This is a genomic window from uncultured Endozoicomonas sp. (genome assembly GCF_947495845.1).
Classification (GTDB): domain Bacteria; phylum Pseudomonadota; class Gammaproteobacteria; order Pseudomonadales; family Endozoicomonadaceae; genus Endozoicomonas.
This window is the reverse complement of record NZ_CANMAO010000016.1, coordinates 15,657-40,532: the sequence shown is the minus strand read 5'-3', so window position 1 is coordinate 40,532 and position 24,876 is coordinate 15,657. Positions and strand designations below refer to the sequence as shown.

General features: G+C 47.9%; 25 protein-coding genes and 3 tRNA genes. 15 read left to right on the top strand and 13 right to left on the bottom strand.

What is annotated here, in order from left to right; all coding sequences use genetic code 11:
* The first annotated feature begins 178 nt into the window (after positions 1–178).
* Positions 179–1,042, top strand: a complete 864-nt coding sequence (locus Q1B11_RS11985) for a sulfurtransferase (protein WP_299732788.1) — start codon at positions 179–181, stop codon at positions 1,040–1,042.
* Here the strand turns inward: Q1B11_RS11985 and Q1B11_RS11980 are convergent.
* Positions 1,034–1,285, bottom strand: a complete 252-nt coding sequence (locus tag Q1B11_RS11980; RefSeq protein WP_299732785.1) for a hypothetical protein — start codon at positions 1,283–1,285, stop codon at positions 1,034–1,036. The genes Q1B11_RS11985 and Q1B11_RS11980 overlap by 9 nt on opposite strands.
* Before the next feature lie 474 nt (positions 1,286–1,759).
* On the opposite strand from Q1B11_RS11980, the gene Q1B11_RS11975 reads away from it, so the two are divergent.
* The 7 genes from Q1B11_RS11975 to Q1B11_RS11945 all read left to right on the top strand — a co-directional run bounded on the left by Q1B11_RS11975 (position 1,760) and on the right by Q1B11_RS11945 (position 6,550).
* On the top strand, positions 1,760–3,121 hold the full coding sequence (locus Q1B11_RS11975; RefSeq protein WP_299732782.1) for a class II 3-deoxy-7-phosphoheptulonate synthase: 1,362 nt from the start codon (positions 1,760–1,762) through the stop codon (positions 3,119–3,121).
* Between the two features lie 310 nt (positions 3,122–3,431).
* Positions 3,432–3,508, top strand: a tRNA-Pro gene (locus Q1B11_RS11970).
* Between the two features lie 273 nt (positions 3,509–3,781).
* Positions 3,782–4,021 (top strand): hypothetical protein, encoded by a 240-nt coding sequence (locus Q1B11_RS11965; RefSeq protein ID WP_299732779.1) that lies wholly within the window; start codon positions 3,782–3,784, stop codon positions 4,019–4,021.
* A gap of 134 nt (positions 4,022–4,155) precedes the next feature.
* Positions 4,156–5,232: a PQQ-dependent sugar dehydrogenase gene (locus tag Q1B11_RS11960; protein ID WP_299732776.1), complete on the top strand. Its 1,077-nt coding sequence runs from the start codon at positions 4,156–4,158 to the stop codon at positions 5,230–5,232.
* Between the two features lie 348 nt (positions 5,233–5,580).
* Positions 5,581–6,144: a hypothetical protein gene (locus Q1B11_RS11955; protein WP_299732773.1), complete on the top strand. Its 564-nt coding sequence runs from the start codon at positions 5,581–5,583 to the stop codon at positions 6,142–6,144.
* Positions 6,145–6,210: 66 nt separating this feature from the next.
* Positions 6,211–6,287: transfer RNA gene (locus tag Q1B11_RS11950), tRNA-Pro, on the top strand.
* A 186-nt stretch (positions 6,288–6,473) separates the two neighbouring features.
* Positions 6,474–6,550 (top strand) — tRNA-Pro (locus Q1B11_RS11945).
* 41 nt (positions 6,551–6,591) lie between these two features.
* On the opposite strand, the gene Q1B11_RS11940 is transcribed toward Q1B11_RS11945, so the two are convergent.
* Complete coding sequence (locus Q1B11_RS11940) at positions 6,592–7,458, bottom strand: aldo/keto reductase (protein WP_299732770.1); 867 nt, start codon at positions 7,456–7,458, stop codon at positions 6,592–6,594.
* A 267-nt stretch (positions 7,459–7,725) separates the two neighbouring features.
* Here Q1B11_RS11940 and Q1B11_RS11935 point away from each other — a divergent pair, with 267 nt between their 5' ends.
* On the top strand, positions 7,726–8,598 hold the full coding sequence (locus tag Q1B11_RS11935) for a patatin-like phospholipase family protein (RefSeq protein ID WP_299732767.1): 873 nt from the start codon (positions 7,726–7,728) through the stop codon (positions 8,596–8,598).
* Here the strand turns inward: Q1B11_RS11935 and dgt are convergent.
* Positions 8,595–10,082, bottom strand: a complete 1,488-nt coding sequence (gene dgt, locus Q1B11_RS11930; RefSeq protein WP_299732764.1) for a dGTPase — start codon at positions 10,080–10,082, stop codon at positions 8,595–8,597. The genes Q1B11_RS11935 and dgt overlap by 4 nt on opposite strands.
* 111 nt (positions 10,083–10,193) lie before the next feature.
* On the bottom strand, positions 10,194–10,529 hold the full coding sequence (gene hdeA / locus Q1B11_RS11925; protein WP_299732761.1) for an acid-activated periplasmic chaperone HdeA: 336 nt from the start codon (positions 10,527–10,529) through the stop codon (positions 10,194–10,196).
* A gap of 99 nt (positions 10,530–10,628) precedes the next feature.
* Here hdeA and Q1B11_RS11920 point away from each other — a divergent pair, with 99 nt between their 5' ends.
* Together Q1B11_RS11920 and Q1B11_RS11915 are read left to right on the top strand one after the other, a co-directional pair.
* A complete protein-coding gene (locus Q1B11_RS11920; RefSeq protein ID WP_299732759.1) occupies positions 10,629–11,621 on the top strand; it encodes an SPFH domain-containing protein in 993 nt (330 codons plus the stop codon).
* Positions 11,622–11,712: 91 nt separating this feature from the next.
* The gene (locus tag Q1B11_RS11915) at positions 11,713–13,656 is read left to right on the top strand and encodes a DNA topoisomerase III (RefSeq protein ID WP_299732756.1); all 1,944 of its coding nucleotides are present in this window, start codon (positions 11,713–11,715) and stop codon (positions 13,654–13,656) included.
* Positions 13,657–13,675: 19 nt separating this feature from the next.
* Here the strand turns inward: Q1B11_RS11915 and Q1B11_RS11910 are convergent, their stop codons facing one another.
* The 3 genes from Q1B11_RS11910 to Q1B11_RS11900 form a co-directional block, all read right to left on the bottom strand.
* Complete coding sequence (locus Q1B11_RS11910) at positions 13,676–14,290, bottom strand: hypothetical protein (protein ID WP_299732753.1); 615 nt, start codon at positions 14,288–14,290, stop codon at positions 13,676–13,678.
* Positions 14,291–14,468: 178 nt separating this feature from the next.
* Entirely contained in the window at positions 14,469–16,487 is a 2,019-nt protein-coding gene (locus Q1B11_RS11905; protein WP_299732750.1) for an NADPH-dependent 2,4-dienoyl-CoA reductase, read from the bottom strand.
* 60 nt (positions 16,488–16,547) lie between these two features.
* Positions 16,548–17,387, bottom strand: a complete 840-nt coding sequence (locus Q1B11_RS11900; protein WP_299732747.1) for a crotonase/enoyl-CoA hydratase family protein — start codon at positions 17,385–17,387, stop codon at positions 16,548–16,550.
* A gap of 181 nt (positions 17,388–17,568) precedes the next feature.
* Between Q1B11_RS11900 and Q1B11_RS11895 the strand changes: the two genes are divergently transcribed.
* Positions 17,569–18,222 (top strand): TetR/AcrR family transcriptional regulator, encoded by a 654-nt coding sequence (locus tag Q1B11_RS11895; protein WP_299732744.1) that lies wholly within the window; start codon positions 17,569–17,571, stop codon positions 18,220–18,222.
* On the opposite strand, the gene Q1B11_RS11890 is transcribed toward Q1B11_RS11895, so the two are convergent.
* From Q1B11_RS11890 to Q1B11_RS20450, 6 genes are all read right to left on the bottom strand, one after another.
* Complete coding sequence (locus Q1B11_RS11890; protein WP_299732741.1) at positions 18,203–19,093, bottom strand: D-hexose-6-phosphate mutarotase; 891 nt, start codon at positions 19,091–19,093, stop codon at positions 18,203–18,205. The genes Q1B11_RS11895 and Q1B11_RS11890 overlap by 20 nt on opposite strands.
* Positions 19,094–19,106: 13 nt before the next feature.
* Complete coding sequence (gene artM / locus Q1B11_RS11885; protein WP_299732738.1) at positions 19,107–19,775, bottom strand: arginine ABC transporter permease ArtM; 669 nt, start codon at positions 19,773–19,775, stop codon at positions 19,107–19,109.
* Positions 19,772–20,416: an arginine ABC transporter permease ArtQ gene (artQ, locus tag Q1B11_RS11880; RefSeq protein ID WP_299732952.1), complete on the bottom strand. Its 645-nt coding sequence runs from the start codon at positions 20,414–20,416 to the stop codon at positions 19,772–19,774. Before artQ ends, artM begins: the two co-directional genes overlap by 4 nt.
* A gap of 292 nt (positions 20,417–20,708) precedes the next feature.
* Positions 20,709–21,479: a transporter substrate-binding domain-containing protein gene (locus Q1B11_RS11875; RefSeq protein WP_299732735.1), complete on the bottom strand. Its 771-nt coding sequence runs from the start codon at positions 21,477–21,479 to the stop codon at positions 20,709–20,711.
* A gap of 182 nt (positions 21,480–21,661) precedes the next feature.
* A complete protein-coding gene (locus tag Q1B11_RS11870) occupies positions 21,662–22,063 on the bottom strand; it encodes an ATP-binding cassette domain-containing protein (protein WP_366139458.1) in 402 nt (133 codons plus the stop codon).
* Positions 21,993–22,277, bottom strand: coding sequence for an ATP-binding cassette domain-containing protein (locus Q1B11_RS20450; RefSeq protein ID WP_366139457.1), 285 nt, complete (start codon positions 22,275–22,277; stop codon positions 21,993–21,995). The genes Q1B11_RS11870 and Q1B11_RS20450 overlap by 71 nt, the downstream gene beginning before the upstream one ends.
* Before the next feature lie 167 nt (positions 22,278–22,444).
* Between Q1B11_RS20450 and argR the strand changes: the two genes are divergently transcribed.
* The 3 genes from argR to Q1B11_RS11855 are packed head-to-tail and all read left to right on the top strand — an operon-like array spanning position 22,445 to position 24,870.
* A complete protein-coding gene (gene argR / locus Q1B11_RS11865; protein WP_067520267.1) occupies positions 22,445–22,903 on the top strand; it encodes a transcriptional regulator ArgR in 459 nt (152 codons plus the stop codon).
* A gap of 21 nt (positions 22,904–22,924) precedes the next feature.
* Positions 22,925–24,034: an ABC transporter permease gene (locus Q1B11_RS11860; RefSeq protein WP_299732725.1), complete on the top strand. Its 1,110-nt coding sequence runs from the start codon at positions 22,925–22,927 to the stop codon at positions 24,032–24,034.
* Between the two features lie 23 nt (positions 24,035–24,057).
* Complete coding sequence (locus Q1B11_RS11855) at positions 24,058–24,870, top strand: ATP-binding cassette domain-containing protein (RefSeq protein WP_299732722.1); 813 nt, start codon at positions 24,058–24,060, stop codon at positions 24,868–24,870.
* The last annotated feature ends 6 nt before the right edge of the window (positions 24,871–24,876 follow it).

Genomic DNA, 24,876 nt, shown 5'->3' with positions numbered 1-24,876 from the left:
TGAGCAAGTTATTTTGGCCGACTGGGCAATACCCACAGGGCATAAAGGCGAAGAGACGAGTCATAGCTGTAGCTATGGCGAGGAACTTCAACACAGATCCAGTCGACCAAAATGGCTGCGCAGCCCGTAATTTAAAAGCAGAATTGGCATTATTAATGGTCGATCCTGAGGTAAGGCAATGACTCTGTTAATCGAGCCTGAAATGCTGGCAACTTTGCTCAATGATGAGCAATTGGTGGTGCTTGATGCGCGCTTTAGTCTTGCAGATATAAAGCTTGGCCGAGTGATGTATGACCAAGGGCATATCCCCGGAGCGATTTATGCGGATCTGGAAAAAGACCTATCCGGTGACATCATTCCGGGCCAAACAGGCCGGCACCCTTTACCAGAATCTTCTGATTGGCTGGAGACGCTGAGTCGGTGGGGAATCACCGAACACTCACAGATTGTCGTCTACGATGACGGCGGGCATGCCATGGCTGCAAGAGCCTGGTGGTTGCTGCGCTGGGCCGATTTGAGGCATGTGTCGGTGCTTCATGGCGGTATGAAAGCCTGGTTGGGAGGTCGTTATCCGGTGACCGCTGATACTTCTGAAACGATTCCTGCGCTTAATCACCTGACTACCGGTCATATGCCGGTGATCTCTGCTGACGACCTGAAAGCGCAAATAGTCAGTGACGGCCTTCTTAACCCACTGGTGGATGCTCGAGCCCACGAACGTTTCAGAGGTGAAGAAGAAAGTATTGACCCTATCGCTGGCCATATTCCCGGTGCTACTTGTCATCCCTTTACCGATAACCTGAACGACAATGGACGTTTTTTGCCGCCTGAACAGCTGAATGAAATTTTCTCATCACTCACAACTGGAAGTACCAGCCCTGTCTTCTATTGTGGCTCCGGAGTAACGGCCTGCCACAATATTCTGGCTATGGAATACGCCGGGCTTCCCGGAGCCGTACTTTATCCCGGCTCATGGAGCGAATGGATTACAGCCCCCGGACGGCCAGTTGCCAAGGGTGAGGAAATCGTTCAGTCATACTAGCCCAGTCGAAGATTTTAACGGGCTCAGTTCACGAATATATTCCTGTTGCGCTAACCATCCCACAATCTGGTGCTGATGGGTGAAGCCGCAAACACACATTTTAATTTCGTACTGATTTTTGTCACGGTTCAGCTCTGCGGCAAAGCTCTTCAGGTGCAAGCCATTTTCGCTGCTGCCATGGAGAACCTGTTCAAGGCACGAGGGGTCGTTAACAGTGGTCAGTCGAAGATTCAGTTCGTTCACGCTTTTATACCCTTATACATAAAAAAGCCCCCGGACCGTTGAAGGTGCGGGGGCTCGTTTTTTGCTTTTCAGCTAGCCACGAGATCCCCCTCGGCACATCATAATTTTGCCGAGTTTAATAATCGTCATGAAAACCTGAGAAAGAATCATTTGTCTATGTACTACTACTTATAAAATAAACAGTTGAACTTATAGCAAAGCTGCTTCGAGCTGTAAATATTGAAAGGGTGAATTTTTCTCAAATAGGTCAAATTTGTGTGGTTCTATATGTTCAAGCAGGGAGCTTAAAGTTACCTTCAAGCTTCGTTTAACTGATTTGAGGAAGGGCTTAAGGATCCGCAGATCCATAGAGCGGTAGCAAAAGAGTATCCAAACGATAGTTTACCGCTCACGGTATAAGTATTTAGTGCGCTTTACCCATGTTCTTAAGGTAGAATTACGCACAATCAATGCGTGAAATAAGCTGGTGATTGAATGACATCATGGAATGTGGATAGCTGGAGAAGCATGCCTTTGCTCCAGCTGCCAGAGTATCCCGATCAGGAAAAGCTGACACAGGTCGAGAGCAGACTGGCTGCGATGCCGCCTCTGGTGTTTGCGGGAGAAGTTAATGAGCTGAAGAGCCGTTTTGCGGATGCTACGGCAGGTAAGGCGTTTTTGCTGCAGGGTGGTGATTGTGCTGAAAGCTTCCTTGAGTTTTCCGCGGTCAATATTCGCGACACCTTTAAGGTTATGATGCAGATGGCGGTTGCGCTGACGTTTGGCGCAGCTTGTCCGGTGATTAAAGTCGGGCGAATGGCCGGGCAGTTTGCCAAGCCAAGATCCTCTGGCACAGAAACTGTTGATGGTGTTGAGCTGCCTATTTATCGGGGTGACATCATTAACGGCATGGAGTTTTCGGCGCAATCCCGCACGCCTGATCCTGAGAGAATGTTGCAGGCTTATCATCAGGCCGCATCGACGCTCAATTTGATTCGTGCATTTGCCCAGGGAGGCTTGGCCTCACTTGAGCAAGTCCACGCCTGGAATCTGGACTTTATTTCCAGCAGCCCACAATCCGAGCAGTATACAAATCTGGCGGATCGAATTGATGAAACATTGGGCTTTATGCGAGCTTGTGGGATTTCCGCTGAAAACGCGTCAACCATTCGTGAAACGTCTTTCTATACCTCCCATGAAGCACTGCTTCTGCCTTACGAACAGGCACTGACCCGCCGTGATAGTTTGTCTGGCAACTGGTATGACTGTTCTGCTCATATGCTTTGGGTAGGGGATCGTACCCGTCAGGTGGATGGTGGTCATGTTGAATACGTGCGCGGCATTCAAAACCCGATTGGGTTAAAAGCAGGCCCGACATTGAATCCGGATGAGCTGATTCAGTTGATTGATCTTATCAACCCGGAAAACGAACCTGGCAAGTTAAACGTCATTGTTCGTATGGGGGCTGATAATGTTGAGAAAGGTCTGCCGGCATTGTTGCAGGCGGTTCAACGGGAAGGACGACATGTGCTCTGGAGTTGCGATCCAATGCATGGCAACACCTATAAAGCCGGTAATGGTTATAAGACCCGCGAAGTGTCTAGCATTCTTGCAGAAGTCGAGCAGTTTTTTGCCGTACATCAGGCGGAAGGTACTTATGCCGGCGGTGTTCATTTTGAAATGACGGGGCAGAACGTCACTGAATGTGTCGGTGGTGCTAGAACGGTCACCGAAGATCATTTGGGTAACCGTTATCACACCCATTGTGATCCAAGGCTTAATGCAGATCAGGCTTTGGAATTAGCATTTATGATTGCTGAAACCTTGAAGAAGTGCCGGAAGCTTCGAGCTTCTTAGCCCGGATATTTCATAAACAGCCCTGAATCTCGCGCCGGAACTTGTCGCTCTAAGGGATTTTGCGAGGGAGCGCCGTACCCACAGGGCATAAATACCGGGGAGTACGGTCGACTGAGCAAAACTCCCTTAGAGCGGTAAGGGGCAAGGTGAGATCAGGAGCACGTTTGTGAAATATCCGGGTTAGTGATGGGTAGCCGCATTTGCGGCTCTTATCGGCCCATGATGGATGTGTGTGGCAATTATGTTGAATCAATAATTATCTGATTCTACTGTTGACATATCCATCAAAAACAATAAGATAGTCGTCTTACGGGGTATAGCGCAGTCTGGTAGCGCGCCTGCTTTGGGAGCAGGATGTCGGGAGTTCGAATCTCTCTACCCCGACCATTTTCCCTTTTGTCGTTTTTATCTCTCCTGTCGTTACCTTTCTTTCTAGTTTTATTTTTTCTTTGCGCTCGCATTTCCATTATTGCAGTTTGCGATAGAATTGTTGCTAATAAGTATTGATACGTATCAATGTGCGATACCTGCATCTGGTTAATAATCACCCACCTTTAAATTATGCGAGACGGTCATCAAGTTGTAACAGAGTCTGAGTACTCTGAACGCTCATGACAAATCGCAGTCACTATCAATAAGAATTGAATTTGGCCTCTGGCTATGATGAAAATTGAAAAATATACGCTCAGTGATGGGCAAGCAGGATGGCAGGCATACAGCGCGGCGGTCAATGGTCTTGGAAAAAGATTGTCCCGTCGTTTCAGTTTTGCGGCTTATGGCGAGCAGGCTTTTCAGGTTGCAGTGGATTGGGTTGAAAGTCATTACTTCAAGGAACCGGCAGTTATTCCCATTCAGCATGACCGGGAAGTGAATGCGTTTAATAATGGCTTTCAGCGTTAGCTGATACAGTTAGCTTGATTTTTAAGTGGAAGCAGTGATGCCGCATAGCGTTTTCCTTATCGCTGCTCTCCTGACAGTTAATGTATTATCGTGTTAGATTTCCAGTGATGCTGATGGGCTCACTGGAATAAAACATGAAAGCGATAATAATTATCCTACTCAGTTGCCTGACAACTGCCGCTTACTCCGCTGAATATCGTGCACGGCAAATAGCCGAGGGTTTTCGTATACCATGGGCCATCGAGTTTCTGGATTCGGAGCGAATGGTCATCAATGAAAAGAATGGCACTGTTTCTCTCCTCAATATTCACACTGGGTTAAGGCAAACGCTTTTTGTCGTTAACTCGGTTGATGATCATGGGCAGGGTGGCTTGCTTGATGTGGCGTTGGCGCCTGACAGTGACCCTGAAAGGCCACTGCTTTATTTCACCTATAGCAAGCAAACGGCTAAAGGCACAACGGTGGCATTGGCTCGTGCGCATGTAGAAAACAATCAGTTAAGCCAGTGGCAGGAGTTATTCGTTGCTGATGCGGTATCAAGCACGGGGCGTCACTTTGGTAGTCGAATAGCATTTGTGGATGGGTATGTCTTTTTCTCCATTGGTGACCGGGGTGAGCGCGAGAATGGTCAGGATAAAAACACCCATGCGGGTTCTATCTTGCGCCTTAACCTTGATGGTTCAGTTCCTGACGATAATCCGTTTCAAAAAGCGGAAGGTTTGAGAGAAATTTGGAGCTACGGCCACCGAAATCCTCAGGGGCTTTTTTACGACGCACCAACCGGGCAGCTCTGGTCCAGTGAGCATGGGCCAAGAGGGGGTGATGAAATTAACCTCATTGAAAAAGGTGCGAACTACGGCTGGGCGACAGTTTCCCACGGAAAAGAATATTGGGGGCCAATCAATGTGGGTGATGCAATCTCGCTGCCCGAGATGGAGGATCCGAAGCTGGTTTATATTCCTTCCATTGCGCCCGGTAATTTGATGCTTTATCGGGGCGACCAATACCCTGAACTCAACAATCATTTTTTAGCCGGTGCATTAAAATTAACGCATATTAATATTGTCTCTACTGACGAGAGCGGGCTCTCTGAATCTCAACGATTAATGACGGATTTGGGTGAGCGCATAAGAGACATTGCTGTCAGTCCTGATGGTTATCTTTATTTTTCCACGGACAGCGGTAAGGTTTTCTTATTGGAATCAATTTGATTTTGGGGTTTGTCCTGGAATAACTTTCACATGTCAATTGACGTTGTCCGTTGTCAGAAAAAGCTGGAGTCTCTGGCGCTTTTGTGGGCTACGGATAGCGGGCAATAGTTTCAACGATGCTTCAAGGTCTCGGTAAATGTGGGTCTTATTTCGGGACAGTTTCTTAGGGTTAATCTTGTGATTCTGAAAGATGTGCAGTATTTATGCATGTTGTCTGAATAAATGATGAGCAGCTTTCAAAATCTTGAAAAAATTACAGCGGACTGGTCCATTTGGATTAGGACGTTAGTTTTTTTGCTGTTATGATTCGTTTTAATATGATTATGTGATGAAGTTCACAAAAAAAATATGAGCACAATTGACCATCAAAAAACAGTGATCTGGAGTCTTTCCAGATTCAGCCAGCAAAAAAAGGCGGCAGACTTTTTTGATTCACTCAGCTCTGCATTGTGCGTTTATTCGCCGGGAGCTCAGAGTTTATACGGAAGGTACAGTGTGTACTGGGGAACGTCTCAGAGAGAGAAACTGGTGGTTATGCCTGATTTCTCAGAACATCTCTGGACTATCCAGCAGCTTGATCTCTCTGCAGCCAAACAGACGGGTATATTTCTGATACCTGGAGAATGTATTGGCAAAGAGGGCTTTTATATTTCGGTACGTGACAGTCAGAAGCGTCGAGTATTATTGCCGGCTAAAACTGGGTTTCAACAGATTGCCCGTCAGTTCCAAGCCAAATTCGGGCAAAAGTTTTGCCCGATTGTGACCCGTGGGGATTTAAGGGAGTTTCGTCAGAGCCATCCTTATCTCCATCTTCACCATGTGGATATCTCCCGGATTCCATCGGTGAGTGACATGACACGGAAGGATGTTTTGTACATGTCTCAGGAAAAGTTATCGGTTTTGCTTAATTAGTATTGACGCCGACCAGAAAATCCGCATAATTGCCGACCACTGGCTCAGCGATGAATCAGTGATCAACGGGGTATAGCGCAGTCTGGTAGCGCGCCTGCTTTGGGAGCAGGATGTCGGGAGTTCGAATCTCTCTACCCCGACCAGATTTTAAAGGCTCGCCTAAAAACGCGAGCCTTTTTAGTTAGCCGTAAACGGATCTGAGTATTTGCCGAAATGAAACTTCGGAAGGTGCGACTGATGGATCAATCGGTAAGCGAGTAAAGTATGTTGTGTTCCGGTATGGAGGCTGATCAAGTTGTACAGCCGCCATGTTGTCCGGGACACTCTTACGGGGTATAGCGCAGTCTGGTAGCGCGCCTGCTTTGGGAGCAGGATGTCGGGAGTTCGAATCTCTCTACCCCGACCATTATTGATTAGCCGACGTCATTGTCGGCTTTTTTTTGCCTGTTATTTTGTCATCAATAATTGTTCAATAATGATGATTTCCTCATCCATCAATGAGTTCTTCATACATTGAAGATCCTCTTGCATATGCTTTTCATCAGACGTACCGGTTAACACCACCATGCCTACTTTCAGGGCAAACTGAAAAATTACCTGAGGCGCAGTTAATCCGGTTCGTTGCACAATGGACAGAAAGTCAGGTTGATTAACAACAGCGGTATTGGCGGTCAGCAGTGAAAACCCCTGATAATGAATACCATGGCGCAGACAAAGTTTACGAACATGGGTATCCCAGCCTGAATGGGCGAAACACCGATTTTGCACCAGCATCGGCTTAATGGAGGCTCTGGTCTGCAGGTATTCGAGCTGGTCGTGGGAAATATTGCTAACGCCTAGCAGCTTGATGTGCCCGGATCGGTAGAAACTCTCCATGGCTTCCCATACTTCAAAATCCCGCTCGCTCAACCCTTCCCGCTGTGATGGACCGTGGAGCAAATAAGCGTCCAGATAATCGGTGCCCAAATGCTCCAGTGACGACAGGAAAGACTGTTCGACCTGAGTTGTGCAACTGGCGCTTGGGTCATAGGGCAGACGCTCATCCTGACCTTCCTGATAGGTGAACTTGCTCTGAAGGAAAAGCTGATCCCGGCTAGCGCCGCTATTGTGGTAAAAATGTTGCAGTGCTTCACCCACGCCTTGTTCAAAGTAATGCTTTCTCTGGTTGGCTGTGTCGATAGCGGTAAAGCCATTTTCCAAAGCCTTTAGAGTAAGGTCTTTGGTGGCCGCTTCTTTCCAGGCAGTGCCATAAATAAACTTCGGAAGCAGTGTGTCGTGGAGGGGCAGCGGGTCGATAATGGATAGGTCTGTCATTGTATCCTCCCTGTCTTTTTTTGGAATAAGTCTAGTGTAGAACATCGAACGTGACATATACCCAAAGGATTTCAAGTTGCTACGCGGCGGCAAGTAAGCGAGGCCTTTAGGCCCCTCGGGTCCCGTGAGCCTACAATGAGTAGGTGATCGGGGTGAGCAAGCGCGGCCAACAAAGTAGCAACTTGAAAGGCGACGGGTATAATAGTTGGCAGATCGATTTATAACCCATGAGGCAAACGATAGGATTCAAAGGTTTCAGGACTGACTATGTTTTCGACTGAGTTATTCAAAACAAAACCTTACCGACTTGGACTAACGCTTTCTGGCGGTGGTGCCAAGTGCATGGCACAGATAGGTCTGTTGCAATACCTTAAAGAGCAGGATATTGCACCGGATATCGTCGCAGGCACCAGTGGTGGCGCTATGGTGGGTGCTTTGTACTGTGCTGGCTATGAGCCGGATGAGATACTTGAGTTTTTTATTTCCACTAAAATGTTCAGTTTACGAAATCTGTCGTTTAACTCTCTTGGACTAATTGATTCGGAAAAAGCGGCAAAAAACTTAATACCCTATTTTCGGGAAGATCGCTTTGAGGCGCTGAACAAGCCACTCCACGTGGTAGCAACGGATCTGAACCGGGCACAGCAGGTGGTGTTTAACAGTGGGCCATTGATCAACGCTCTGGCGGCTTCTTCCGCTTACCCGGGAATGTTTACACCGCTAAGGTGGAATAACACGGTGTATGCCGACGGCGGTATCATCAATAATTACCCTGCTGATCTGATTAACGACCAGTGTCGTCATCATATTGGCATGTATCTGTCGCCTATTGTGTCAAGACCCAGCGAGCACTTTGAAAACACCTTTGATGTGCTGGATCGCGTTTTTCAGATTTTCAGCTCTGCCAGACAATTCTCAAACATCAGTTTGCCAGAAATCTCTCTGGCGCCGGAAGGAATTGAAGATTGCAGTGCATTTATGGTGAAGCCTGATCAGCTGAAATCTATTTATGATATGGGTTACAGCGCCTCCAAAAAGCACTTTGAAAGTGAAGGCGCATTATGGTTGGAGAAAATGCAGGGTGTGGATAAAAAGAAAAGCAGTTGGTTCAAATTCCCGTTAACCAGTAATTTCGACTAAATGGCCGACAGCGTCTGATACTCCGTCAACACAAAATGATCCGTCATGCCGGAAATATAATCCAGGATCAGTCGGGTGCGGAAATACCATTCGAGATCATTGGCTTCTGCCGGTGAGTGATTTTCTTGTTCCACCTGCTGGATGGCACGCAGGTAAGCCGCTTTGTATTTTCGGGACAGGCGATGGTTCAGGCGGTATTCAATAAAATGCTCGCTATTATCCAATTGGCCAAGTTTGGCAAAGTCGTCTCTGGGTAACTCCAGAATTGGACGATAGATGTCCAATAATCCCCGCAGAGCAGCATGGCCTCTTAATTCTGGTGTTTCTTTTTCCTGACTGCTGAACACATGACGTATGGCAACGGCTTTCAGCGTTTTCAGAGCCAGATGCTGATCAGAGCCGCCATCAATTAAAGGCTCATCTAATGTGCCATTGAAAACCGCGTCGTGTTGATCCAGATACCGATTGGCGGCATAACTAACCAGATCTCTCACCAGGTGAGATCGCAGATGTCGAATAAAATCCTGAGGGTTATCACTGGCGAAGGTTTCTGCGGACTTGATCAACTTAGGCAGATAGTCGCTGGTGGCGGAATGTTCCTGCCAAACTTCGTTCAACCAATAGCTAAGGCCTCTCAGGGTGAGAATTCCTTTGTCCATCGCATCTTCAAGGTCGGCAATGCAGTACGAAATATCATCCGCCGCTTCCATAATGTAAACCAACGGAAAACGACAATGTTTCTCTATTTTAAGATACTGACAAATATCCTCAATTAAACCCTGTTCAGAATAATAAAAGCCGGGTTTCTTCTGGCGATAATGAAATCCTGTTTGTGCATCCTGGTAAGGTGCTCGAGTGTATTTGATGGTCGCTGCCAGTTGTGACCAAGTGAGATTCAGGGATTGCAGGCTGTGAATGATGCGTAACCCTTGCGCATTGCCTTCAAACACACAGAGGTCTGGGAAAAGAACATGGGTAAATAAGTCAGAGTGCCCATTTTGGTCATGAGAATCTGGCTTACCCTGTTGGATCATCGTTTGTCTGGCGATGGCTTTTCGGTGGCAATCTTGACCATGTTCCTGAACCCATCGACTGAACGCCACTTCACCAAAGTGCCCAAAAGGTGGATTGCCCACATCGTGTAACAGGCAGGACATCTCAACCAGATTGGTAAATGCCGTTTCGATACCTGCCAATCCATAGTTTACTAATTTTCCGCTGTGCTTCAGTTGGTCAAGAATGGTTTTTGAAAGGTAGCGTGCGGTTTGTTGTACTTCCAGAGAATGAGTTAAGCGACTTCGGACGGAAGCATTGGTTTCCAACGGATAGACTTGAGTTTTCTGCTGAAGTCTTCGGAGTGCAGCGGATTGAATAATACGACCACGGTTACTTTCCGTTTCTGTAATCAGGTCTCTTGGCTGATCGTGCGTCCGGGGTTGAGGGCGATCGCAGGTCAATTTTGAGCGGTAATCAATGGTATCCATAGTTGGCAGCCAAAAGAGTTGATAGTTAAGAGATTACCATATCTTTCGGCTGCAGTTGGTTGAGTATAAAGATGTTGTGGCAAGAGGGACTTAAGAAGATGAAAGCGGTGCTCAAAAGACCTTTTTGGTTTCCGCTTTTACTTTATCCCAGAATGAAGCTTTAGGGTTTCGGTTGCAGAACTGCAGCAATGTTGGCCGGATGGTCTCCATGCCCTCGGTATCAAAGTCAGTTCCCTCTGGTTTGCCGGCTTTGCTGTAAGCTGTTGCCCAGGCAATGGCATAGGGTTGGTAGTTTTCCTGTAGTGAGATGAAGTCTTCACAGGTCCAGCTTGATATGGGTTTGGCGGGTTTTCCGGAGGAGGGGTCTGCTTTTTGTTTCGTTGCAGCATGTGCATTGATGGACAGTACAATAGCCGTAACGGCAAGGCCAGAAAGTTTAAACATCATTACTTTACCCTTTATTTAACGTTCCATAAACAGGCCATTGCCAGTGTAGTCTATAACTATTCATCACGAATAATTTTAATCAAATAAGGATGCTGTGTGATGAGTCGGCGTGTGTGTCTGGTACAGATTTTCTTTGTAGCGTTGTTCGTTTTTAGCCATTGTGCGCAGGGTGGTTTTTTGCCTTATCGCTATACGGTGCCAGAAGGGAGTGTTGGGGTTTTCAGAAACCAGGGTATTTTTTACGATGAGGTATATCAACCAGGAACCTACAGCGCATGGCCAGGAGATGAGGGTTTTTCCATCAGTATTGAGCCCGTGGTAAGGCTTCTTCAGCGTGTCCCTTGTGTGACGGTGGAAGGGTTTAGCCTTTCGATTCCTAAGCTCATGGTTAAGCATCAAATTACACCTGAATCTGTATTACCAGTGGTGACAAATTATGGCGCTAAGTATGAAGAGTCACTGGTGGTTGAGCCGGTTATTCAGGGAGTGCGTCACCTTTGTCGTCAGATGACCATTGAATCCATTTTTTTGACTGAGTTTCCTCTGTTCAAGCAACGGCTGAAAGAAAGATTGGAGCAGTTACAAATTGACAAGAGCACCGGGTTAACCATTGAAGCCCTTGAGTTGGCTCGCCCGGAGATTCCTGAAGAGGTGATGGAAACCTATTTGATTCCACGACTATCAACCTCCGTGTGTCAGGCGCCTTATGAGATTTTCCACACATTGGAAAGTGAAAGGGATGCGCGGGAGCGATTGTGCGGGCGAGAGGTTTATGACGTTGAACACTTGTCGGTTCCAGCTGAGGTTGAGGTGCTAATAAGGCCTGATGATTCCGAATCTGATATTGATACAGCGCATCCAATTCCTGAAAGCCGTCAGGTAACTGATGATTTAGTTTCATACATTGTTCAGGATGATGTTGTAGAAGTGCCTGTAAGTGAAGCTGTTCATATTGAAACGGTACCATTACCAGAACCAGTTGATCCCAAACATGAGGTGAGTACTCAGCATTCTGATTCGGATAACCCGGCAGCAAAAAAGAAACAGAAGTTCTGGAAGAATCGGAATGGTCAGCTCTATCTTTCTCTATGACAGAATTAAGGTCATGTGTAGCTCGCTAATTCTTCAATAATGCTGTATAAAAAAACAGTGTTTTGAAGTGGTGTGATTGGACTGATCCTGAATGCGCTTGTTTATTGCTGAAAAGCCCAGTCTGGGGCGAGCCATTGCTGATGTGCTGAAAAAGCCTTTGAAAAGGCATGAGGGCTATATCGAATCTGCATCGGGCGATGTGGTGACGTGGTGTATCGGTCATCTGTTAGAGCAGGAAGAGCCAGAGGCTTACGACCCGGCGTATAAAACCTGGAAGCTTGAGCACTTACCCATTGTGCCGGTTCAGTGGAAGCTTCGTCCAAGAAAGGGTGTTCGTACGCAACTGACTGTCATTGGAAAGTTGCTCAAACGTGCAGATGTTGTGGTGAACGCTGGCGACCCGGACCGTGAAGGTCAGCTGCTGGTGGATGAAGTGCTTGATTACCTGAAAATGTCACCTGCCCGAAAAAAAGAAGTCCGTCGTTTATTGATCAGTGATCTGAATCCTTCAGCAGTCTCTCAGGCGCTTGAGCGTATGGCTTCTAATCAAGATTACGTTCCTCTGGCGGTTTCAGCCCTTGCCCGCTCTCGTGCCGATTGGCTTTATGGCATAAACCTTACCCGTGGTTGCACATTGTTGGGTCGTAAAGTGGGTTATAACGGTTTGCTCTCTATTGGGCGGGTGCAAACCCCGATTCTTGGGTTGGTGGCTCGTCGGGATGAAGAAATAGAACACTTTCAACCTAAGCCGTTTTTTGAAGTGCTGGCAATGCTGGTCACAGAACAAGGGGAAACCTTCAAAGCCAAGTGGATTCCCAGTGACTCTTGTCAGCCCTGGATGGATGAAGAGGGAAGGGTGCTCGATCGACGACTGGCGCAAAATGTCGTCGATCGTGTCATCGGAAAGCCCGGAACGGTGCAGCGAGTCGATGATAAGCAAGGGAAAGAAACCCCACCATTACCCTATTCTTTATCCGCGTTGCAGATTGATGCCGCTAAGCAACTGAAAATGGATGCCAAAAAAGTACTGGATAGTTGCCAGCGTCTTTATGAACAAAAGCTGGTGACCTACCCGCGCTCGGACTGTCGTTATCTTCCTGAAGAACATCTGCAGCAAGCGCCAGAGGTATTGGCGGCGGTTCGACATAATGCCTTTTCATTAAGTAAGGCGGTTGATCAAGCGCTGCCCGATCGAAAAACATCGGCGTGGAATGATAAGAAAGTAGGCGCTCACCACGCCATTATTCCTACCGCGTTAAGAATGGATCTTGAACGTTTACCGGAGATGGATCGAAAGCTCTATCAATTGATTGCACGACAATATGTCGCACAGTTCTACCCGGATCATCGTTTCAGAAAAAGAACCGTTGATGTTGAAATAGAAAAAGGATTGTTCCGCGCCACCAGTCGCCAGACTGTGGAGGAAGGTTGGAAGCAACTGATCCAAACCGGTAAAAGCGATAAAAACTCAGGCGCAGACGCAGAAGAACAAGCGTTTTTGCCAGAACTTAAAAAAGGCGATGTTCTTAATTGCAAAGACGCTGAGCTGAAAGAAAAACAGACTCAACCACCCAAGCCTTTCAATGATGCATCATTGCTTTCTGCCATGACAGGCATTGCGCGATATGTTCAGGACAAAGATATTCGTAAGGTGCTCAGAGACACCGATGGGTTAGGTACAGAAGCCACCCGCGCCAATATTATTGAACTGCTGTTTAAGCGACAGTTTCTGGAAAGGCGTGGGCGGAACATTCATGCGACTGCTACGGGAAGGGCATTGATCAAGGCGCTACCGGAAGCCATTACGACTCCGGATATGACGGCTCGTTGGGAATCTGCATTGAACAGCATTGTTGAACGAAAAGGCAGCTATGCACAGTTTATGGGAAACCTTGATTATGAGCTGCGAGCCTTGTTAACAAAAACTATGACGGATGGGCTTCAAACCGTGGCAGGAATCGCAGCGCCCACCAAACAATCATTCAAACGAAAAGGTCGTAAACGAACAACAAGTGCTCGCAAGAAGGCGTCATAAGCTCTGTTAACATAAAAATCTATAAAAACCACTTAACGAATAAATGCGTCGAATACTGGTCTGAGTTGCCTTTATAACCCAGGCCAAGCCCCCAGCTTTTATCAACTTGATACTCGGCACCGGCAGTAAAGAGGTTGGTTTGAGCGTCAGTTTTCTCTTCATACTCTTGATGAATGTAGCCGGAATACAGCCAAAGCCCCCTTTCCAGATGGTAGCGTGCGGAAATAGAGCCACTGTATACCGTGGTTCTTTCTTTCGCTTCGTTGGTGTCTTCAACCAGGCGGTTGATCAGTGAGCCGCTGGATAGTGCAGGCAGTATGTGAAAGCGCTCAGTTGGCTGGATAAGTAAACTGAAACCGGCAAAATAGGCGTTGCTTTTGATGGCAGTGTTGTCGGCAAGTTCACCTCTATCCACCTGTGAGTAGGCATAGCCAGCATTAAGAATAAGGGGTGACGATGAGAGTCGATAGGCTGCATTGATGTACCAGGCGGTTCCATCAATAGATTCAACACCCTGGCTTTGTTGATTGTACCCAAGCCCCGCATTAATAAATGAGTAGTTATAGTCTTCGAAACCCATAGCGAATGTGGGTAGGAAAAATGCAATAAGAATAAATAGAATGCGGAAACTCATGGGGTAACCTGTAAAAGTAACTCAAGCTCAATACAGAACAATGACTTTCAGGTTGTTAAAAAGTTCCACTGATTTATCGGTTGTTTTCAATGGACTGACAAACAATCGCATTAAGAAAGAAAACTTCCCGATAGAATTTTCTATCGGGAAGCTACGCAGATCAGTTCAACTCAGTTCATTAAATCTCAGCAGCCAATCGGCAACCTTGATTAATAGCCCGCTTGGCATCCAGTTCAGCTGCAACGTCAGCACCACCAATTAGATGAACCGTTTTGCTCTGAATGTTATCCGCCAGTTCGCGCATAGGCTCCTGACCGGCACAGATCACCACGGTATCCACTTCCAGTAACTCCGGCGCGCCAGCAATGGATAAGTGCAGCCCCTGATCATCAATTTTGTGATACTCACAGGATGGAATCATCTTCACACCACGGTTAGCCAGAGAAGAACGGTGAATCCAGCCAGTAGTTTTACCGAGCTTGGAGCCCGGCTTGCTGCGTTTACGCTGCAGCAGGAAGACTTCTTTCTCTGTCTTGTGATGTCCGGACTCTGGCAGCAGACCACCACGGTTTTCCATTTCCATATCCACGCCCCATTCTTTCATAAAGGCCGGGATGTCCAGACTGGTGGACGGGCCTTCCTGAGTGATCAGCTCACAAAGGTCGAAACCGATTCCGCCAGCACCGATAACGGCCACTTTCTCACCAACCGGTGCGCCTTTAAAGACGTCCAGATAGTTCAGTACCTTGGCGTTATCAAAGCCTTCAATATCCAGCTTTCTTGGCGCGATACCCGTGGCGACAATCACTTCATCGAAATCACTATTGTCCAGATCCTGGGCAGAAACGCGCTGGTTCAGTTTCAGTTCAACGCCGGTTAACTCAATCTGACGTTTAAAGTAACGAATCGTTTCTTCAAACTCTTCTTTGCCGGGCACTTTTTTGGCGATGTTAAACTGCCCGCCAATCTGATCAGCCGCATCAAACAATGTCACCTTATGACCACGGTAAGCGGCAGTGGTCGCAAAAGCGAGACCAGCTGGGCCAGCACCAACAACTGCTAGCTTTTTAGGCTTGTCCGTTGGCAGGTAATTCAATTCTGTTTCGTGACAAGCCCTTGGATTAACCAGGCAGCTGATGGCTTTCAACTCAAATACGTGGTCAAGGCAAGCCTGATTACAACCAATACAGGTGTTGATTTCATCCGACTTATTGTCAGCGGCTTTGTTCACCCAGTCGGCGTCAGCCAGTAATGGGCGAGCCATGGAAACCATGTCCGCATCACCTCGGGCCAAAACTTCTTCCGCGGTTTCCGGCATATTGATCCGGTTGGAAGTGACCACTGGAACATTCAGCTCTTTACGGATTCGTGCAGTTACCCAAGTGAAGGCGGCACGAGGAACAATGGTGGCAATGGTAGGTACGCGAGCTTCGTGCCAGCCGATGCCGGTATTGATGATGGTGGCGCCGGCTTTTTCAATCTCTTTGCCCAGCTGCACGATTTCATCCCAGGTGCTTCCGCCGTCAACCAGATCCAGCATGGAAAGGCGATAGATGATAATAAACTCTTTACCAACGCGCTCACGGGTTCTGCGAACCACTTCAACGGCCAGGCGGATACGCTGCTCATATTCGCCGCCCCACTCATCTTCACGGTGGTTGGTGCGCTTAACGATGAACTGGTTAATGAAGTAGCCTTCAGAACCCATGATTTCAACACCGTCGTAACCGGCTTCTTTAGCCAGTGCCGTACAGTTAACGAAGTCGTCTATCTGACCTTCAACTTCGTCTGCCGAGAGTTCTTTTGGTTTGAAAGGGTTGATCGGTGCTTGAATGGCACTGGGCGCAATGCTCATTGGATGATAAGCGTAACGACCGGTGTGCAGAATCTGCATGCAGATTTTGCCGCCTTCTTTATGCACGGCGTCGGTCACTTCCCGATGATGTTCCACATCTTCCATGGTTTTCATCAGGGCTGCGCCGGGCATGCCGCCGCTTTCCATATTGGGTGCGATACCGCCAGTGACGATCAGGCCAACACCACCGGCAGCACGTTCGGCATAAAACTTCGCCAGTCGTGTAAAGCCGTTAGGTTGTTCTTCCAGGCTGGTGTGCATGGAACCCATCAGAACGCGGTTCTTCAGAGTAGTGAAGCCAAGATCCAGTGGCTCCAGAAGGTGTGGGTATTGAGTTGTCATTGTATTCTCCCCATTACGTTAAAACGTGATTCGCAAATTATTATTCTGTGCTGGCTTTCTTTAAGAGAAGGGCTCTTCAACTGGCCAGAGATCCTGATATTCGGGTTCTGACTTCTGCATCTTGGCCTGAAAACCCACCATCATTTCACCGGGCTGGAACATACCACTCTGCCAGGCTGCCATGTATCTCAAAGAATCGGAAACACTATGATCTCTGGAAAAATTGATCACTTCTTTGCTGCCCATCACGGCCAGTGGTGAATTGCTGGAAATTTGTCGTGCAATGTCCATAACATGAGCCATCAGACTGTCCTGATCAGCAAAGACCGCATTCACCAATCCGGTTCTTAGGGCTTCATCGGCAGGCAGCTTGCGAGCGGTATAAGCCAGTTCACGAACCAGCCCTTCCGGCATGAGTTTGCCAAGGCGCTGCAAAACGCCAAGGTCAGCCGTCATACCCAGTTCCGTTTCTTTAATCGAAAAATAGGCGTCTTCGGTTGCATAACGGCAGTCACAGGCACTGACAAGATTGATAGCACCGCCAATACAACCACCATGAACCGCAGCCAGCACTGGCATGCGAACCTCTTCCAGAACGTTAAAGCATTCCTGAAGCTGAAGCACGGTACGACGAAGATTCTCACTTTTACGGCCCTGGTCACCGGAAATCATTTTTTGATTAGGCGACATAAAGACAGTGAGATCCATGCCGGCAGAAAACATCTTGCCTTCGCCGGAAATGACAATCACCCGGGTGCTACCTTCTTCGTCTATCGCTCGGATGGCTTTGGGAAATTCCAGCCAGAACTCTCGGTTCATGGCATTGCGTTTGTCTGGACGGTTGAGGATCACCTGCGTGACAGGACCCTCACGTTCAACTCGAAGTGTGGTGTAGTTCATAGGATCAGATCTGACGTTTAACCGCTTAGTTATTCGGCATAAGCCGTTTATTGTTGCTTCGCTTAACTCATCTGGACGATGTCAAGATAATAGGGTATGTTGACACTGTCAAGATTATTCTATTGTGTATTCTGTGAATGAGACTTATTCGTAAACCTGACCTCTGAAAGTGAGTAAAGCAGTGGCGGAAAAAAAGCCCAAGGATAAGAAAAACTATCATCATGGCTCGCTTCGTCAGGGCTTGATGGATGAAGCAACCCGGATGATTGCATTGGGTGGTGCTGAAGGTCTGTCTATGCGCAAACTGGCGGATAATGTAGGGGTTTCCAGAACAGCGGCTTATCACCACTTTAAAGATAAGAATGCCTTGCTGTGTGCAATTGCAGAGCAGGGATTTCAAAAGTGGCAGTCACACTTTGCGTTATTGATGGATGAGCAATCTGGCGATATGTCTGTCTGGTTAGGCCATTTTGTACAGGGGTATTTGAATTTCTCCCGTGAGAATCAAGAGCAGTACGACTTAATGTTTGGCCGCACGATCTGGAAAAATGGGGCTCCCACAGCAACGTTGAAAAAGGCTTCCTTTAGCTGTTTTCATAATTACGTCGATCTTATCCGGCAGTGGCAGGTTAAGGGTTACGTTGACAGTAATTTGGATTGCCTTCGTATTGCCCAGGTCAGCTGGAGCACATTGCACGGAATGAGTCGTTTATTGAACGATGGCATCTATCTGGATAAAGGAGCGATCGATGCCATGTCCAAAAGTGCGGTTGAAATGATTTTGTCGGCCTGTGGTACGCAACAGCTGAAACCGTTTACTGCGGCAGAATGCTGATCTCAGTGGTCAGCTGATGAGTTTCTTCAGGTGACAGCAATGTGCCGGATTCAAGGTTATCAGCAAAGTTTGTGGATTCAACGCACACCATTGTCTTGTATCCGTCGTCGTCCATATCCGCCATGCCTTTACTGATCTCATCCCACGGGTTCCAAATAACAGCGGCATTAGAGCCAGTATTACGAATGGATAGCCTTCTCTGATTCTCCTTGTCATGGATAATAATGCTCTCATCCGGAGTGGTGTAAACCCGATCAATGGATTGATTGATCAATAAGTCACCTGTGCTTTTACACTTGTCAACGCTTTGCAGGCTGTCGATATAGTCCTTTCCAGCGCCGGTTATGGAGGTCTCTGTGGCTTCTGCAATCTGGAAGTAGCTGTGCAGAGCACCGCTCCAGCGCCATGGTGTTGCTCCGGTATTCGTCACTGTCAGTGTGGTTTTTAATGATGCAGAGAGCCTAAACGTCAGTGTGGCACTGAATTCATGGGGCCATATCGCTTTGGTTTGTTCTGATGCGGATAAGCCAAGCGTTATTACAACGGCCTCTTCACTTTCCTGCCAATTCATGAGTTGCCAGGGGCTTATTCGTGCAAAGCCGTGGGATGGTGAGCCAATGGTACCAAACCATGGCCAACATACCGGGATACCACCCCGAATCGCTTTCTCTGGAGAATATATGGCTTTGTCGCTTAGCCAGATAATGTCTTTTTCTCCAGCAGGCTTAAATTGCAGGAGATGACCTCCATGCAAAGAGATAGCCGCTTCACAGAGCGAGCTCTGAATCTTCAGAATCGAGAGGTTGTTGATCGAGTGCCTGGAAATAGAGGGTGACAGGGACTTTTCAAAGTTCAAATCATTAATGAGCACAGAAAATTCTCGTTCAACGGCTGAAAGCCAGTGCTTTATGTTCCATAAAGCGAATCAGTAAGGTCAGCACACCCGTCATGGCCAGATAGATCAGGCCTGTCATGGTGAATACAGTCAGGGTGTCGTACGTTTGGGCGTTCAGTCTTGCCGCATAGCCCATAAGATCCATCAGAGTAATGGTACTGGCCAGAGAAGAACCTTTCATTACCAGAATGATTTCATTGCCGTAAGCCGGTAATGCACGACGGGCGGCGTGGGGAAGTATAACCTTAATCAACGCTTGTCGCTCAGTCATTCCAAGTGCCTGACAGGCTTCCCAGTCGCTGCGCGGCACCGCATCAATCGCGCCTTTAAACAATTGAGTGGAATAGGCGGCGGAGTTGAGTGCCAATGCCAGCATGGCACAGAACCAGGGTTGGCTGAGCAAAGGCCACAGAACGCTGTTTTTGATGGTCTCGAACTGGGCAGGGCCGTAGTAGATTAAAAAGATCTGAATCAGCAGTGGTGTGCCGGTGAACAGCAGAGTCTGCAATTTAACCAGCCTGTCCAGAACCCGAACTTTCAGGGAAAGAACAATGGTGAACAGGATAGCCAAGACCAAACCTGTTAACAGGCTGACCACGGTCAATTCCAGAGTGGTGCCCAGACCTTTCAGTAGCTCTGGCAAATAGTCCCAATTCATGGTGTAACCTCCTGCGTCATAACAGGGTGTTGAGAAAATGTGTTCGAGGTGTTGGACGTCAGGTGTCTGTTGGATCGAGCCTGCATCTGTTTCAGAGCGGCTTGACTGACCAGTGTAATCCCCAGATAGATCAATGCGGCAGTGGCATACCAGGTAAATGGCTCATAAGTGCTGGCGGCAGTCATTTTTGCTTGCAGTAAAAGCTCATTAACACCAATGAGCGCAACCAGTGCTGTATCTTTCAATAACACCAGCCATTGGTTGCCAAGGCCGGGTAATGCATGGCGCCAGGTTTGGGGTAGAGTGATTTTGAAAAATGTATGGGGTTTGCTCATGCCCAATGCGATCGCTGCTTCAAGCTGCCCTTTGGGCACTGCAAGGAGCGCTCCCCGAAGTGTCTGGGAAGCATAAGCCGAATAGATGCACGACAAGGCAATAGTACCGGCGAGAAATGGACTGATTTCTACAAACTCGTCGGTCAGTAAGAATATGGCGTGGGTTGATCCAAAATAGACGAAAAAGACCACCAATATTTCTGGTAGACCTCGGAGCAAAGCGATCAGCGTGCTGGTGGCCAGTGCCAGAGGTTTGAAACGGCTTAACTCCGCCAGGGCAAACAGAATGGCCATCAGTATCCCCAGAGCTAGGAGCCTGTCGGACTTAGCCGACCGTAGCGAGAAAAAGTCCGGTTTGAGTCAGTTTTTATTCTCATTTGAGGCGAATAGCGAGCTATTCAACGAAAAGGAGCATAAAAAATGGCCAAATCCGGCTTTTTCGCAGTAGGTCAGTGGTAAGTCCGACAGGCTCCTAGAGATGACAGTGCCAGCCCTAGCGTCATCAGGGTTGCTTCGGCAAAGAGAGCGGACAGGCTCACAGGGACCTCACAATATCAGGTAATGTGCTCCCATTAGAATGGGAGCAAGATTCAGATGCTTATTTTGCCGAATTAAAATATTTGGCGTGGAGCTGTTGGTAAATGCCATTGGCTTTTACTTCAGTCAGCGCTTTGTTGAGCTTCTCCGTCAAAGGATCGTCTTTGCGTGTAGCAATACCCATCCCCATTCCGAAGTAGTCGGTGTCTTTAACTTCTGTACCGACCGTTTTAAATGCGCCTTGTGTTTGCTGTGCCAGCCACTCGCGAGCCACCGCGGTGTCAGCAAAGACGGCATCGATACGTCCGTTGGTCATATCTAACAGTGCATTCTGATAACTGTCGTATGGACGGATTTTCACACCATCTTGTTCCAGCTTATCAATCAGGTAACTTTGGTGGGTGCTGCCATTTTGTACGCCGATGGTTTTATTGTGGAGGTCGGCTTGATTGGTCAACGGCTGTTTGCTGCTTGCAACAAAAATGGCGGAGTTTTCATAATAAGGCTGGGTAAACGATACCTGCTCCAGTCTTGTCGGTGTAATATCCATACCGGAGATCACCGCATCAAACCGACGAAATTTCAGGCCGGGAATTAAGCTATCAAACGGTTGGTTGTTGAACTCACAGTTGGTCTTCAGTTCTGTGCAAATGGCATTGGCCAGTTCTACATCAAACCCATCAAGCTCGTTGTTTTCATTGATGAACTCAAAAGGAGGGTAGGTGGCTTCCATACCAAAGCGAATCGTATCCTGAGCTACCGCAAATTTTGAAAAGGTCACTCCGGTGAAGGTAGTGCAGGCTAATAATACGGCGATAGTCGTTTTTTTCATGGTGGCTTTCCTTATTGCAGCTTTTGGCAGCATTTTCTGGTTATACCCGTCGCCTTTCAAGTTGCTACTTTGTTGGCTGCACTCGTTCACCCCAATCACCTACTACTCGTAGGCTCATGGGGCTTCACTCGATTGCCGCCGCGTAGCAACATGAAATCCTTTGGGTATATGTGTTTTGTGGTTCAGTGTTGTAAATAGCGTTTGAAGGCTGGGGTTTGAGGCGCGGTGAATCGCTCTGCGGAGCCGTTCTCGACAATTTCACCGTTTTCCATATAGACTACGCGATTAGCGATTTTTCGAGCGAAGTCTACCTCGTGAGTGACCACCACCATGGTGATTTCGGCGCTTTCCAGCTCCTGAATAATGTCGACTACCTGGTTGGTGATGGCAGGATCCAGAGCGGCCGTTGGTTCATCGAACAGCAGCACTTCAGGTGAGAGCATCAGGGCTCGGGCAATGGCGACTCTTTGCTGCTGACCACCGGAAAGTGATGATGGCCATGCATGCGCTTTATCAGGGAGTCCCATCCGTTGCAGCAGGGCATTGGCTTTTTCCAGCGCATCGGTTTTTTGAGTGAGATGCACTGCCCCAGTGGAAGGAAAATTCCATGTTGGCTACGTTGAGAGTGCCATCATCCGGTGTTTCCAAGAGGTTCAGCATGCGCAGCAAGGTGCTTTTACCCGCGCCGCTGGAGCCAAGTAATACGGTGGTTTCACTTTTATTAATGCTGAAGCTGATGTCTTTTAGTACCCGATGGTTCCCAAAGGACTTGTTCAGGCTCTGTACTGCGATGCCCATTGCCGGAATCTACTTAAACGCTGAGTTTATGGCTGAATTGTTATCGATTGAGGTGGATAAAATCAAGAAAAAAATGAATAAATATTCATTTCGATTGGTAAAAAATATTCACAATAGAACCATCAGTCATTATTATTGATGAACATTACACAGGTTGTGTCGCTGATATGAACCATCCAAAACAGGATGCCCTGATTCTGGCTTTTCGCCAGTTGTTGAAAGAAGAACGATGTGGCTCCCAGGGGCAGATTGTTTCCGTCCTGCAGGAGCAGGGCTTTGAAAATATCAGTCAGTCGAAAGTCTCACGAATGTTGAGCCGCTTTGGGGCGGTTCGTGCCCGTAATGCGCTCAATGATCTGGTTTACTGCCTGCCTCCGGAAATGGGCAAACTGGATTCCAGTATTGCCGTTAAAGACCTCGTTGAAGATATTGCCCACAACGAAACGATGATTGTGATCAAAACCAGCCCTGGTGCTGCCCAGATGATTGCACGGTTGCTGGATTCCATTGGCACCAAGGGTGGGATTATGGGTTGTGTTGCCGGAGATGATACGATTCTTGTTGTTCCTACCACCATTCAGGATGTTGATGAGATTACCAGAAACATTTCTGAACTGTTCAGCTGATTATTACAGGTCCCAATAAAAATGAATCAGGCGACACTGACCATTAAACAGCTGTCTGACACTGAGATTGTGGTCACGTTGAATGGCTCATGGACGATAGGGGCGGATATTCCGGGTCAGGATGAGCTTGCCTCAAAACGTACCCATGGGCAGTCTGGTACATTGTTGTTTAAAGCGGGTGACCATTTCTGTTGGGATTCCAGGCTGTTAGCGTATCTAATGGCCTGTCAGGCTAACACCCAGTGTCGCTTTGATTTGTCGGGATTGCCTGATGATGTCGGTGATCTTTTCAGGCTGGCGAACGCTGTCCCTGCGAACAAAGCCCAGCCAACAAGAAAACGTTCTCTTGCTGGCACAGCTTCCCAATGGATAACCCATGTGGGTGATGGTGTTATCAACTTTCTCGCCTTTCTTGGTGAGCTCGCATTGACCATGGTTCGCTGGATTGCAGGAAAGGGTTCTGCCCGCTGGCTGGATATTGTCAGTTTTTGTCATCAAGCGGGTCCCTCAGCCATTCCTATTGTTTCTCTGCAGAGTGTTCTTGTCGGCATGATTCTCGCCTATCTCGGGGTGGTTCAGTTGCGTCAGTTCGGTGCTGAAATCTATGTGTCCGATTTAGTGGGCGTTGGTATGGTTCGGGAAATGGGAGCATTGATGACGGCCGTTATCATGTCTGGCCGGACCGGTGCCGCCTATGCTGCACAGCTCGGAACCATGCAGGTTAATGAAGAAATTGATGCCCTGACCACGCTGGGCATAAAACCCATGGATTATCTGGTGCTGCCAAGAACGCTGGCATTGTTATTGATGATGCCATTATTGACGCTCTACAGTAATGTGCTGGGGATGGTGGGCGGTGGTTTGGTCGCCACCAGTATGGACGTCACCTGGCTGATGTACCTGCATCAACTGAGAGAAGCCATTACTTATACGGACATTTTGACCGGGGTGATCAAAAGTGTCGTTTTTGCTTTATTGATTGCCATGGCCGGGTGTCGTGCAGGTCTGGCCTGCGGTCGTTCTTCCGCCGCTGTGGGGCAGGCCACGACGAATGCTGTGGTTACAGCCATTATTTATCTGGTGGTAGCGGATGCTGGCTTAAACATTCTTTACTTTAAGTTGGGGGTTTAAGCGTGTCGTCATCAGAAAATAACGTGATAAACGGGATAGTTGAAGCCCAAAACCTGACCATGACATATGGCAGTAATCTGATTCAGGCCAATTTAAACTTCACGATCAATCGAGGTGATGTGTTTGTCATTATGGGCGGCAGTGGTTGCGGCAAAAGCACCTTGCTCAAACATATGATTGGCCTTTTTCAGCCGGCAGAAGGGGATATTCTGTTTCAGGGACAAAGTTACTTTTCTGCGACGTCCGAAAAACAATTAGAAATGCGCAAGCGCTGGGGCGTCACTTATCAGGGTGGCGCGTTGTTCAGTGATAAATCTCTGGCGGAAAATATTGCTCTGCCTCTGGAGCAATACACGTCACTGGGGCGACGCAGTATTCGAGAATTAGCTCGTTATAAATTGTCGCTGGTGGGATTGGCGGGTTTTGAAGATTATTACCCATCACAAATCAGTGGTGGTATGGCAAAACGTGCGGGATTGGCCAGAGCCATTGCCCTTGATCCCGAGATTCTTTTCTTTGACGAACCTTCCGCCGGTCTGGACCCTCTCAGTGCTCGTCGACTCGATGAGTTAATACTGCAATTACGAGACTCTACCGGCGCCACCATCGTGATTGTGACCCATGAACTGGCCAGTATTTTTGCCATTGGCAATAATGGTGTGTACCTTGATGCCGAAACTAAAACTCAACTGGATACTGGTTCACCATCAGATATGCTAAATCACAGTCGGCACAATACAGTTCGAGCGTTTCTTTCCCGCGGGGAGTACTCGGGTGAGTCTGCCAAAGGTGCAGAGCCTCAACCATTACATGCTGATCGTCGTGCAGGTGTTTAACCGGTG